The organism is Candidatus Pelagibacter bacterium nBUS_29 (assembly GCF_051200905.1).
GTDB lineage: Bacteria > Pseudomonadota > Alphaproteobacteria > Pelagibacterales > Pelagibacteraceae > Pelagibacter.
In genome coordinates this window covers 800660-813906 of sequence record NZ_CP172843.1, presented here as the reverse complement: position 1 = coordinate 813906, position 13247 = coordinate 800660, and the positions used below count along the sequence as shown (strand labels likewise).

Genomic DNA, 13247 nt, shown 5'->3' with positions numbered 1-13247 from the left:
ATGATTAAATATGATTTAGGTAAAAGAGTTGCAGTCGTTACAGGTGGAGCGCAAGGTTTTGGTTTAGCAGTAACTGAGAGATTTATCGAAGCTGGTGCAAAAGTAGTTATTTGGGATATTGATGAAGATGCTATAAAAAAAGCATTAGACAAAGTTAATTCTGAAAATTTAAGTTACCAGATTGTAGATGTAAGTAATTTTGAAAATATCACTAAAAGTTTAAATGAAATTGAAAGTAAAAATGGTAAAATAGATATTTTTATTAATAATGCTGGGATTGCTGGAAAGAATACAACAGTTGCCGATTACCCTTTAGACGAATGGAATAAAGTTATCAATTTAAATCTTAATTCGGTTTTTTATTGCTGTAAGGCAGTTGTTCCATTTATGGAAAAAAATAATTATGGAAGAATAGTTAATATTGCTTCAATAGCTGGAAAAGAAGGAAATCCAAATGCAAGTGCTTACAGTACTTCAAAAGCAGGGGTTATTGGTTTAACAAAATCATTAGGTAAAGAGTTGGCTCTTAAAAATATAGCTGTTAACTGTGTAACACCAGCTGCTGCAAAAACTAGAATTTTTGATCAAATGACAGAAGAACACATAAATTATATGCTCTCAAAAATTCCAAGAAATAAATTTGCAAAAGTTGAGGAATTAGCATCTTTAGTTACATGGTTATCTAGTGAAGAAAATTCATTCTCAACTGCTGCTGTTTTCGACTTAAGTGGCGGTAGAGCAACTTACTAATAATTATGCAAGTAGGTATAGATGTTGGTGCAACAAAGATAGAGAGTGTTGTACTTGAAAAAGATGGACAAGAAAAACACAGATCTAGAATACTATGCCCAAAAAATTACACTCAAATTATTACTTCTATAAGAGATATTCATAGACAATTAGAGCAAGAATTTAAAAAAGAACTTCCAATTGGTGTTTGTCATCCAGGGGTTCACTCTCCTCAAACAGGATTGGTTAAAAATGCTCCCAACATAACTTGGTTAGAAAAAAAACCTTTTCAAAATGATTTACGTAAAGCACTTGGGAAAGAAGTGTTTTGTGAAAATGATGCAAATTGTTTTGCTTTGTCAGAGGCTATAGATGGAGCAGGCAAACATTACAAAATTGTTTATGGTATAATCTTGGGTTCGGGAGTTGGAGGTGGTTTAGTGATTGATAAAAAAATAGTAAGTGGTCCGAATGGTGTTGCAGGAGAGTGGGGCCATAATCAAATTCCTTATTTTGCTGCTAAAAAAGAAAATTTTGACTCGAGCAATCCAAGAGAAGCTGAGATTGAAAGTTTTTTATCTGGTTTAGGTTTAGCAAAAAGATTTAATAAACTTTATGGAAAAAATTTAAAAACAAATGAAATTTTTGAATTAAATAGAAAACATGATTTAGATGCAGAAAGATTTATAGATGATTTTAAAGTAAATTTAGCAATGTCACTCTCAAGTATAATAAATATTTTAGATCCCGACGCTTTTGTTTTTGGAGGTGGGGTTTCAAATGAAATTGATTTTTTACATGAAATAGACTCGTTAGTGAGGAAATTTGTTATTGGCAGAGAATACGAAGGTGTTTTTTTAAAACCAAAATATGGTGATGCTAGTGGTGTTCGTGGTGCCGCAAGATTGGGAAGAAGTGCCACATACTAGAAATTTCTATTAAAAATTTAATTTAGAAAATTTTAATTTTACAAAAGACAAGAATAGAAGGGAAAAAAAATTGATAAAAAAAAATCAATTGAAAGTTGTATTTATATTTTTTGTTATGATCTTTCCTCAAAGCAGTTATATTTCATTTTTTAAATTAATTTAAAAGGGAGAAATAATGAAAAAACTTATACTTTCGATTGCAGCTCTTGCATTATTTGCAACTACTGCTTTCGCTGAAAGATACGTCATGATAACTCATGGTGAAGGAAAAGATCCTTTTTGGCCAGTAGTTCAAAAAGGTGGTGAAGATGCAGCTAGAGCAATCGGTGCTGACTTCGAATACATCTACAACCCTTCTGCTGACATGGCTGATATGGCAAGCTCAATTCAAGCTGCTGCAGCTACTCAACCAGATGGTATGGTAATTTCTTTACCAGACCCAGATGCATTAGGACCAGCTATTAAAGCTGCTGTTGCAGCTGGTGTTCCAGTAATTACAATGAACTCTGGTTTAGAGTCTTCTGCTAGCCTAGGTGCTTTGATGCATGTTGGTCAGCCTGAATTACTTGCTGGACAAAAAGCTGGTGAAAGAGCAAAAGCTGAAGGTGCTACTAAAGCACTTTGTATGATTCAAGAAGCATACAACACAGCTCTTGTAGACAGATGTGAAGGTTACGGTTCTGCAGTTCCTATGCAAATGACTGATACTACATCTGACCCTGCTACTATTCAAACTAGAGCTACTGCTGCTTTACAAGCTAACAAAGATGTCAATGCAATCCTTTCAGTAGGACCTCACGTATGTGAAGCTGTTGATAAAGCTTTAGCTGATCTTGGTATGACAGTACACCATTCTTGCTTTGACTTAAGTCCTGCAGTTATGGACTTAATCGGATCTGGAAGAGTATCTTTCACTATTGATCAACAACAAAGACTACAAGGTTATGTGCCAGTTATCGTATTACACTTGTACAACAACAGTGCTGGACTTCTTCCAGGAGCTAACATCCCTTCAGGACCTGGCTTTGTAGATAAGTCTAACGCTTCTTCAGTTGCTGCTCTTGCAGGAATAGACAGATAGTTAGTTAAAATTTAAAGGGTCGATTATTTAATCGGCCCTTTTTTTTTATAAAATTAACAAACCTTTTTTAAAAATGAATACATCAACAACAAACAAACCAAGACAAGAGTCAGACCGACAAGGTGAAAAAAAATGGTATTCCGCATTACTGGCTCGTCCAGAGATTGGACCTTTGGGGGTAATGATCTTACTTTTTTGTATGTTGGGATACTTTTCTATTCCAGAAGGAGAATTTTCTCTTAACCCTTTTTCTGGTGAAGGATTTAACGCCTTAGGAATTAGAAATAATTTTAGGGTAATTGCTCAATTAGGGATCGTAGCACTTGCTGCTGGGATGTTAATTATTGCAGGTGAATTTGATCTTTCAGTTGGCTCAATGATTGGTTTTGCTGGTGGTTGTATGGCAATGATACTAAAATGGGGTTTTGCTGTTGTTATTCCTTATGTATCTTTTGTAGGAGGTTTTCATTTTGAGGGGGTTCAATTATTTGAAATTAGAGACGTCTCACCATTATTAGCAATATTAATTACGTTATGTATGACTCTATCTTTTGGATGGATCCAGGGATGGGTAATTGTAAAAAGTGGTATATCTTCTTTCATTGTTACACTAGGTGGACTTTTCTTTTTACGAGGTTTAACAGAAGTATCATATAGAGCATTTAATAGAGCTCCTGATCAAACTGCTGGATCAACAACTGTTACCGATTTGCCAGATATCAAAAATATTATAAATGTACCAGGTCTTGGAGAAATGGAAAGAGATGCAGCTAAAGCTTTACCAAATGACCAATTATTAGAAATTCTTAGCACTGTGCCTGCTAGCACGGTTGCAAAATTAACTGAACGACTAACATATATCAATGAAAAAGTTGCAGCTTTAAAAACTGACATAAATTCAGAAAAAATGATTCAAACCTTAGAAAAATCTTTAGCTGGGGCAAAAAAATCTGGCAATGAATCAATGGTAGAAATTTTGACAAAGAAAATTGAAGCTGGAATTGATGTTCCTGCAGTTACGGCAAAAGTGGTCACTGATATAGATATAGCAAAAGCTTACATCGACACCATAGTTACTGCAAGACCAGTAGCCAATTTCTTTGGAGGCGATATTATGGAACCAGTTTTTAATTGGTTGTATTTTACAGTAGATTGGAATGTAAATAACTTTGGTAACATTTTTGCTAAAGGAATGTATTCTGCTTTAATGATTTGGGGACTCATTGCTTTTATTTGTTATTTTATTTTGAGTAAAACTCAAGCAGGTAACTGGATTTATTCAACTGGAGGAAATCTTAATGCCGCAAAGGCTAATGGTGTGCCAACAAACAAAGTTAAGATTGCATTATTTGTGAATACTGCATTTTGCGCAACTATGTTTGCTGCATGTCAGGTATTTGAAGTTAATACTGCGGATACAGCTAAAGGTAATTTAAAAGAATTAGAAGCAATTGCTGCAGCGGTTATAGGTGGTGTTGTGCTAACAGGAGGTTTTGGAACAATAGGTGGAATTATCCTGGGTACGATTATTTTTGGAATAGCAAAAGAAGCCTTCTTTTATATTCCTGGAATTGATGGATCTTTTTATAGAGTGTTTCTTGGAGCAGTTCTTGTTACTGCTGCCTTTACAAATGAGAACATTAGGAAACGAATTATGGGAAACATCTAATGGATAAAAAACCATTAATTGAAATAAAAAATTTAGTTAAAAAATTTGGAGCATTTACTGCTTTAAATGGTGTTTCGTTAGATGTTTATCCGGGTGAAGTTCACGCTCTTTTAGGTGACAATGGTGCTGGAAAGTCAACTTTAATTAAAGTGTTATCTGGAGTTCATCCAATGACAAGTGGAGAAATAAAAGTAGATGGAGAAATAGTTAACTTTACTTCACCACGTCAAGCATCTGATGCAGGCATTGGTACAGTTTATCAGGATTTAGCTCTCAATGCCTTAACTTCAGTTACTAGAAATTTTTTTCTTGGTCGTGAATTAACCAAAGGACCTGGCGCATTTGGTTTAATGCAAATGGACGAGATGGACAAAATAACGACTGAAGAAATGTCTAAAATTGGAATTAATATTTCAGACCCCAATCAACCAGTAGGAACAATGTCAGGTGGACAAAGACAAACTTTAGCTATTGCAAGAGCAATTTATTTTGGTGCGAAGATACTAATATTAGATGAACCTACATCAGCACTAGGTCAAAAGCAGCAAATGGAAGTTTTAAAAACAATAAAAAAAGTTCAAAGTTTAGGAAACATTGCAATTATACTTATTACACACAATGAAATTCATGCACGACTTATAGCTGATCGATTTACTTTTTTAAGTTTGGGAGAAGTAATTGGTTCAGGGTTATCTTCAGAACTTGGTAATGAAGAGGTAAAAAGATTGATGGCGGGTGGTGCAAAAATTGGTGATCTTGCCAAAGAATTGGAATTATAATGAAAGTAAAATATTACGATTTAGAAAATAAAAGAGTGTTTATAACAGGTGGAGGATCAGGGATAGGAGCTTCAATTGTTGAGCATTTTTGTGAACAAGGATCTGAAGTTTATTTTATAGATATTAATGAAGATGAGTCAAAAAAATTAATTGAAGATATAAAAAATAAAAATTATAGCTTACCAATATTTATTAAATGTGACCTTCTAAATATTAAAGAGCTTCAAAAGACTATAGCTGACATTATTAGCAATAAGGGACCAATAGATATTTTGATTAATAATGCTGCTAATGACACTAGACATAAAATTGATGATGTAACTGAAGAATATTGGAATGAAAGAATAAATGTAAATTTAAGACATTTTTTCTTCACGGTCCAATCCGTTAAAAAATCAATGATAGACAATGGTGGTGGGGCAATCATTAATATGGGGTCAACATCATGGATGGTGGGTCAGGGAGGTATGGCCGCCTATACAGCAGCAAAGTCAGGAGTAGTTGGTTTATCAAGATCTTTTGCAAGAGATTTAGGAGAGTTTAATATTAGAGTTAATTCGGTTGTACCTGGATGGGTAATGACTCAAAGACAGATAGATTTGTGGTTAAATGATGAGTTTGAGAAAGAATTGATGAAAAGACAGTGTTTAAAAGAAAAATTAATGCCTCATGAACTTGCTCAAGCAGTATTGTTTTTTTCATCAGAACAATCTTCGGGTTGTACCAATCAATCTTACGTAGTTGATAAAGGCTGGTTATAATAGACTTTGTGAGGGTACAAAGCTCAACGATAGAAAATAAGTATTTAAGAGTTAAATCAATTAATATTGGTGCTTGTTTGTATGAAGTTTATGACAAGCAAAAGAAAATAAATTTAATTTTAAATCTAGGTCCTACAAAAAATTATTGTGGTAAAAATTTTTATGTAGGTGCTACATGTGGTCGGTATGCAGGAAGAATATCAAATTCAAAATTCAAGATTAAAAATAAAATTTATAAGCTTGATGGCAATGAGGGAAAAAATACACTACATGGAGGAAAAATAGGTTTTGATAGATTGGAGTGGAAAATACACAATCATTCAAAAAATAAAATTATCTATAAATTGTTATCTAAAAATTTAGACCAAGGTTTTCCAGGAGATCTGAGCTCAGAGTGTATTTTTGAAATTAAGAATAAAAGTTTGTTTATCAAATACCAATATAAATCAAATCAGTTTACTTATGTGAATTTAACGAACCATAGTTATTGGAACTTGAATAAAAATAAAAAAGAAATAATTTTTAATCATGATTTAAAAATTAATTCTGAAAAATATCTTGAAGTAACTAATAAATTAATCCCAACTGGCAAAATTAAAAAAGTTAAAAAAACTATTAATGATTTCAATAAGTTTCAAAATATTGGAGAAAAAATGAATATCATTAAAAACAAAAAAATAAATAGAATATCAAATACAATAAATCAATTAGGATTTGATTTAACATATTGTATTAAAAAAAATTCTAAAAATTATCTAGCTTCACTAAGAAATAATAAAACTAATATCCAATTAGATTTTTATTCAAATCTTCCAGGGGTACAGCTCTATACTAGTCAGGGTTTGCGATATAAAAATAAACTTGCTCCTTACCAAGGTGTTTGTTTAGAAACTCAACATTATCCAGATGCACCGAATAAAAAAAATTTTCCAAGTACTTTAATTAAACCAAATAAACTTTATAAGTACTTTACAAAAATAAATATTTCATAAAATGTATAAAAAAATAAACATATCAATTGTGGGAACCGGGTTAATGGGTCTCCAGCACATCAAAGCTATTTCAAAATCAAAAAAAGCTAATCTACATTCAATAGTAGATATTAGTAATAATGCTAAAAATTTATCAAAAAAATATAAAATTCCATTGTATTCAAATGTAAATGAACTTTTAAACTCAAAAAATTTAGATGCTGTTATTGTCGCGACCCCAAATCAACTCCATGAAAAGCATACAGTTAGTTTTTTAAAGAAAAAAATTCCAGTGTTATTAGAAAAACCTATTTCAGATAATATTAATTCAGCTAAAAAAATTATTAGTAGCGCTAGTAAAAATAAAACACCGTTATTGATAGGCTATCACAGAAGACATAACTCAATAGTATCAAAGGTAAAAGAGCTTATCGATAAAGGTAAATTAGGAAATATAGTTTCAGCAAATGTGCTGTGTTGGCTTTATAAACATAAGGAATATTATAAAGAAAAATGGAGAACAAATAAAGGTGGGGGTCCTTTAGGGATTAATCTTGTCCATGATATTGATATGATCTGTTATCTATTGGGTCCAATTCAATATGTTCAAGCTTTTACAACAAATAAAAATAGAAAATTTAAAGTAGAAGATACAGCAACAGTTAGTTTAGTTTTTAAATCTGGTGCATTATGCACTCTTAATATTTCTGATACTATTGTTGCTCCATGGAGTTATGAGTTAACAGCTGGAGAAAATCCTGCTTACCCTATAACTAATCAATCTGCATACATGATTGGTGGTACAAAGGGGTCACTACAATTTCCTAATTTAAAATATTGGTTTTATAAAAATGAACAAAGTTGGTGGAATAAAATTTTAGTAACTGAAGATAAAAATAAAAAAGATGATAGTACTTTAATAAATCAAATTGATCATTTTGCAGACGTAGTTTGCAAAAAAGTTAAACCAAAAGTAAATGGTAACGATGGCTTGATTTCACTTAAAATTTTTGCAGCAATTACAAAAAGTACTAAGCTTGGAAAAAAAATTAGACTTTAACCTTATCCTTTTTACCCTCTGTGTGAATAAACAATAATCCAAATATAATAATTCCAATTACACCTATAATTTTATTATAGTCAAAAGGTACTCCAAAAATTAGGAAATTTACAATCGTAGACCAAATTAATTGTGAATATTGAAAATTTGTAACAAATGATAAATTAGATAATTGTATTGCATAAATTATTAATGAATGACTTACAAAACCTGCAGCACCAAGTAATACTAAATAAAGCCAATAAATATTTTTTTCTAACGGTACCCAATTAAAAGAGATAAAAATACTAAAAATAATTGCTCCTAGAATTGATGTATAAAAAATTGATGCAAAAGGTTCGTTATCAGAAGATACAACTTTTGTAAAAAATTGATAAAGAGCCCAGCAAATCGGAGGCACAATTGGAAAAATTAAGTCTAAACTAAATATTTTCATACTTGGTCCTAATGAGTAGATAATCGAACCAAAACTTAGAAGCATTAATATTATTCCCTTAAAAGATAAGATATCTTTTAAAAAATATGCAGATAGTAACGAAACTATTAAAGGTGCAGAAAAGAAAACAACGTATATATCTACTAAGTCAAATTTCTGTAAAGAATAAAACATGAATGTTGTGGCAGTGACCATCAATAAGGATCTTATTATTTGAAGTTTAAAATTTTTTTTTAAATTTACTTTTGGTTTAAAAATTAAAAAAAATATAATTAGAGACATTAAGTGAAAAAAAAATCTCCCCCAAATTGCTTGAGTAACAGGCATGACAGTACCAAGGAATTTTGCCGTAGAATCCATACAGACAAACATAAAAAATCCACCAGCAGCTAGTAAAATTACGTTAAATAAAGGGGTTTGTTGAGGCACAATGAAGATCTTTGTTACATTACTACGCCTACTTGCCAAGGATTAAATTCCTCGTCACCGTAGCCGTTGATCTCACTTTTTGATTTATTTCCTGATGCTGTGTTTACTATTAATTCAAATATTTTTTGTCCTACTTCTTCTATTTTTTCTTCACCTTCAGCAATTGTTCCACAGTTGATGTCCATATCTTCTGACATCTTTTCATACATGGCTGAATTAGTTGAGAGTTTTAAACTTGGAACTGGTTTACATCCAAAACATGAACCTCTACCTGTTGTAAAACAAATTACATTTGCTCCTGATGCTACTTGACCTGTTACGGATACAGGATCATAGCCAGGAGAATCCATAAAGTTAAAACCTCTATTTTTTAGAGGCTCTGCATACATCAAAACATCTTGAAGTATGGAGTTGCCTCCTTTAGCAACTGCTCCTAAAGATTTTTCTAAAATTGTAGTCAAACCTCCTTTTTTATTTCCTGGAGCAGGATTGTTATCCATCGAACTATTATTAATTGATGTATAATTTTTCCACCATTCAATTCTTTTTATTAATTTATCTGCTGTCTCCTGTGAGTTGGCTCTATTAATCAGCAAGTGTTCAGCTCCATATATTTCAGGTGTTTCAGATAATATTGAGCTCCCGCCTTTTTTAACTAAAAGATCTGCAGCAACACCTAGTGCAGGATTTGCAGTAATTCCTGAATATCCATCAGATCCTCCACATTGCAAAGCGAGCGTTAAATGATTTACTGATTGAGACGTTCTTTCAACTTTATTTGCTTCAGTCAGCAAATTTTTAATTTGAGATAATACTTTTTCTACGATCTTTTTTGTCCCACCTTCATCTTGAATGGTTAAGAAGTGAATTCTGTTATGTTTTTTTAATGACTCATCAAACAAACTTACTTGAGCACACTCACATCCTAAACCTATTACAAAAACATGTGAAAAGTTTGGATGATTTTTAAATCCATCAATTGTTCTTTGAAAGATTTGCATACCTTCACTTTCTATATTCATTCCACATCCAGTAGAATGAGTAATAGGAACTATGCCATCAATGTTTGGATAATCTTTTAAAATATTGGAATATTTAATTCTTTCTACAATCATTTTAGTCACTGTTGCAGAGCAATTAACAGTACTTACAATTCCAATATAATTTCTAGTGGCTACATCACCATTATCTCTTAAGATGCCATTAAAAAAAGTATCTGCTTTTTCATTAATAATATTCTTTTTATTAGTTACTTTAAAATCTCTCTTAAATTCTCTAAATTCTAGATTATGTGAATGAACATGCTCACCCGGTCTTATGTTGTCTAAAGCAAAACCGATTATTTGATCATATTTTATTATTGGGTCACCTTTATTTATAGATTTTAAGCAAACTTTGTGACCAAATGGAATTGGATCTATTGTGCTAATATCATGCCCTTCTATTTTAGTTTTTTCAGGAATTATAAATTGACTTACACCAACATTGTCATTTTGGTTTAAAACTATTAGATTATTCACAGTTTTATTATATAAATATTATTTTAAACAAGCCATAATAATTTAATTACATTGTTACTATGAAAAAAAAGAATTTAAGAAGTCAGCAGTGGTTCGATAACCCAAAAGATCCTGAGCAAACTGCTATATATTTAGAGCGTTATCTCAATTATGGTTTAACAAGAAAGGAGCTTCAATCAGGCAATCCTATCATTGGTATAGCTCAATCGGGAAGTGATTTAACACCATGCAATAGACATTTTCAGTCTTTAAGTAAAAGAATAAAGGATGGAATAAGAAGAGCAGGTGGTATTCCAATGGAATTTCCCACACATCCAATTCAAGAAACGGGAAAAAGACCAACTGCAATGTTAGATAGAAATTTATCTTATCTTTCTTTGGTTGAGGTACTTTATGGATATCCAATAGATGGAGTAATTTTAACAACAGGTTGTGACAAGACTACTCCAGCAGCTTTAATGGCAGCAGCAACTGTAAACATTCCAGCAATTGTTTTATCAGGTGGACCAATGTTAGATGGTGTTTACAAAGGTAAGTTATCTGGATCAGGGACTGTTATATGGGAAGCAAGAAGATTGTTGTCAAAAGGAAAAATTAATTATGATGAGTTTATGGATATGGTATCCGCTTCTGCTCCAAGCATAGGTCATTGCAATACAATGGGAACAGCTTCTTCCATGAATTCAGTTGCCGAAGCTTTAGGAATGTCTTTAACAGGATGTGCAGTTATACCTGCACCTTACAGAGAAAGAGAACAAATTTCTTTTGAAACTGGAAAAAGAATTGTTGGTATGGTTCATGAAGATTTAAAACCATCAAAAATTATGACACGTAAAGCATTTGAAAATGCAGTGGTGGTTGCGAGTGCAATAGGTGCATCAAGTAATTGTACAACGCATTTAATTGCTATTGCAAAACACATGGGAATTAAATTTGATTTATCTAATTGGCAAAAATTAGGACATGCAATTCCATTGCTTGCCAACTGTCAGCCAGCTGGTGAATATTTAATGGAAAGTTTTTATAGAGCTGGTGGAATTCCCGCTGTTATGAAAGAATTGATGAAACATAAAAAAATTCATACCAATATAATGACGGTATCAGGAAAAAATGTTGGTCAAAATTTAAAAAGAAAAATAGATGTTGACAGAAGTGTAATCAAAACTTTCAAAGAATGCTTAACAGAAAAAGCAGGATTTTTGGTTATGAAAAGTAATTTTTTTTCTACAGCTGTAATGAAAACTTCGGTAATTAGCCAAGAATTTAGAGAAAGATTTTTATCAGACCCTAAAAAACCAAATGTTTTTACAGGTAAAGCAGTAGTGTTTGAAGGACCAGAGGATTATCACAAAAGAATAAATAGTAAAAAATTAAAGATAGATGAAAAATCAATTTTAATAATTAGAGGCTGTGGACCAGTTGGTTATCCTGGTGCTGCAGAAGTTGTTAATATGCAACCACCAGATAAGTTACTAAAAAAAGGGATTAATGCATTACCGACGCTTGGAGACGGAAGGCAAAGTGGTACTTCAGAAAGCCCATCTATCCTTCATGTTTCACCAGAATCTGCTGTAGGGGGTGATTTAGCGATAGTTAAAACTGGAGACAAGATGACTATAGATTTAAATAAAAGAAGAGTAGATTTATTAATTTCTCAAGCTGAATTTAAAATAAGAAGAAAGAAAAAGAAACTTCTTAAAATTGACAACCAAACTCCATGGCAAGAAATTTTTAGAAATACAGTTGGACAACTTGAAGATGGTGCTTGCATTAAATCCAGATCTCTATATCTAGATATTGCTACTAAAAAAGGCACACCAAGAAACTCACATTAATATGAAACCAAAAATATTAGTTACAAGAAAATTATCAGATACAGCTGAAGAAAAATTAAAAAAAGATTTTGATGTAACGCTTAATCCAAAAGATGAACCAATTCCAAACAATGAACTTATTAAGATGGCTAATGAGTATGATGGATTTATATCAACTGGTTTTGATAAAATTGGAGAAGAGTTTTTTAAAGATTTAAATGGAAAGTTAAAAATTATTGCTCAGGTGGGAGTAGGTTATGATAATATTTCGATTAAATCTGCTGAGGATAAAAATATTAAAGTTACCAATACTCCAAATGTATTAAACGAAGCTGTTGCTGAAACGACAATTCTTTTAATTTTAGCTGCTTCAAGAAGAATTGGTGAAGCATATAATTTGGTAAGATCTGGAACATGGAAAGATCAAAAACCTGATTTAACAAAATTTATGATAGGAAATTCAGTTACAGGAAAAACACTTGGTATAATTGGAATGGGTAGAATAGGAAGAATGGCTGCAAAGTGCGCCAAAGCGTTTGGAATGAAAATTATTTATTATAATAGAAACAAACTTTCTTCTGATCTAGAAGATGGAGCAAAATATTTTTCAGATATAGAATCTATGATGCCTGAATGTGATTTTGTCAGTATTCATACACCAGCAACAGCTGAGACTAAACATATTTTAAATAAAGCAACAATTAATTTGCTACCAAAGCATGCTGTAGTGATTAATACTTCAAGAGGCTCAACTATTGATGATGATGCTTTAATAGAGGCTCTACAGAACAATAAAATTTATGCTGCTGGCTTGGATGTTTTTAATAATGAGCCTAATTTAGATGCAAGATACATGAAGCTAGATAATTGTTTTGTGTTACCTCATGTTGGTAGTGCTACTCATGAAACTCGTTTAGCAATGAGCATGATGGCAGTTGATAATATTTTTTGTTTCTTTGAAAATAAACCACTGATCTCAGAAGTAGTCTAACACAACTTAAAGTTGTTTATTTAATAAATATATATAATTTCTATACACAAATTATTTTGATTAATTTGTAATTTTTAA

Annotated in this window: 12 protein-coding genes; 10 read left to right on the top strand and 2 right to left on the bottom strand. The window is 31.7% G+C overall.

What is annotated here, in order from left to right; translation table 11 throughout:
* The 8 genes from ACIJYA_RS04425 to ACIJYA_RS04390 all read left to right on the top strand — a co-directional run bounded on the left by ACIJYA_RS04425 (window position 1) and on the right by ACIJYA_RS04390 (window position 7979).
* Entirely contained in the window at window positions 1–750 is a 750-nt protein-coding gene (locus ACIJYA_RS04425) for an SDR family NAD(P)-dependent oxidoreductase (protein ID WP_435087510.1), read from the top strand.
* A 5-nt stretch (window positions 751–755) separates the two neighbouring features.
* Window positions 756–1658 (top strand): ROK family protein, encoded by a 903-nt coding sequence (locus ACIJYA_RS04420; RefSeq protein WP_435087508.1) that lies wholly within the window; start codon window positions 756–758, stop codon window positions 1656–1658.
* 175 nt (window positions 1659–1833) lie between these two features.
* A complete protein-coding gene (locus ACIJYA_RS04415; protein WP_435087506.1) occupies window positions 1834–2739 on the top strand; it encodes a sugar ABC transporter substrate-binding protein in 906 nt (301 codons plus the stop codon).
* 73 nt (window positions 2740–2812) lie between these two features.
* A complete protein-coding gene (locus tag ACIJYA_RS04410; protein ID WP_435087504.1) occupies window positions 2813–4408 on the top strand; it encodes an ABC transporter permease in 1596 nt (531 codons plus the stop codon).
* The gene (locus ACIJYA_RS04405; RefSeq protein WP_435087502.1) at window positions 4408–5187 is read left to right on the top strand and encodes an ATP-binding cassette domain-containing protein; all 780 of its coding nucleotides are present in this window, start codon (window positions 4408–4410) and stop codon (window positions 5185–5187) included. The genes ACIJYA_RS04410 and ACIJYA_RS04405 overlap by 1 nt, the downstream gene beginning before the upstream one ends.
* Window positions 5187–5948 (top strand): SDR family NAD(P)-dependent oxidoreductase, encoded by a 762-nt coding sequence (locus ACIJYA_RS04400; RefSeq protein ID WP_435087501.1) that lies wholly within the window; start codon window positions 5187–5189, stop codon window positions 5946–5948. Before ACIJYA_RS04405 ends, ACIJYA_RS04400 begins: the two co-directional genes overlap by 1 nt.
* A gap of 8 nt (window positions 5949–5956) precedes the next feature.
* Entirely contained in the window at window positions 5957–6940 is a 984-nt protein-coding gene (locus ACIJYA_RS04395) for an aldose epimerase family protein (RefSeq protein WP_435087499.1), read from the top strand.
* Between the two features lies 1 nt (window position 6941).
* Window positions 6942–7979, top strand: a complete 1038-nt coding sequence (locus ACIJYA_RS04390; protein WP_435087498.1) for a Gfo/Idh/MocA family protein — start codon at window positions 6942–6944, stop codon at window positions 7977–7979.
* On the opposite strand, the gene ACIJYA_RS04385 is transcribed toward ACIJYA_RS04390, so the two are convergent.
* Both ACIJYA_RS04385 and ACIJYA_RS04380 read right to left on the bottom strand, forming a co-directional pair.
* The gene (locus tag ACIJYA_RS04385) at window positions 7969–8844 is read right to left on the bottom strand and encodes a DMT family transporter (RefSeq protein WP_435087496.1); all 876 of its coding nucleotides are present in this window, start codon (window positions 8842–8844) and stop codon (window positions 7969–7971) included. The two genes, ACIJYA_RS04390 and ACIJYA_RS04385, sit on opposite strands and share 11 nt — an antisense overlap.
* A gap of 14 nt (window positions 8845–8858) precedes the next feature.
* Complete coding sequence (locus tag ACIJYA_RS04380) at window positions 8859–10364, bottom strand: UxaA family hydrolase (RefSeq protein ID WP_435087495.1); 1506 nt, start codon at window positions 10362–10364, stop codon at window positions 8859–8861.
* 59 nt (window positions 10365–10423) lie between these two features.
* Here ACIJYA_RS04380 and ACIJYA_RS04375 point away from each other — a divergent pair, with 59 nt between their 5' ends.
* Both ACIJYA_RS04375 and ACIJYA_RS04370 read left to right on the top strand, forming a co-directional pair.
* The gene (locus tag ACIJYA_RS04375) at window positions 10424–12199 is read left to right on the top strand and encodes an IlvD/Edd family dehydratase (RefSeq protein ID WP_435087493.1); all 1776 of its coding nucleotides are present in this window, start codon (window positions 10424–10426) and stop codon (window positions 12197–12199) included.
* A 1-nt stretch (window position 12200) separates the two neighbouring features.
* A complete protein-coding gene (locus ACIJYA_RS04370) occupies window positions 12201–13169 on the top strand; it encodes a 2-hydroxyacid dehydrogenase (protein ID WP_435087491.1) in 969 nt (322 codons plus the stop codon).
* Window positions 13170–13247: the final 78 nt, after the last annotated feature.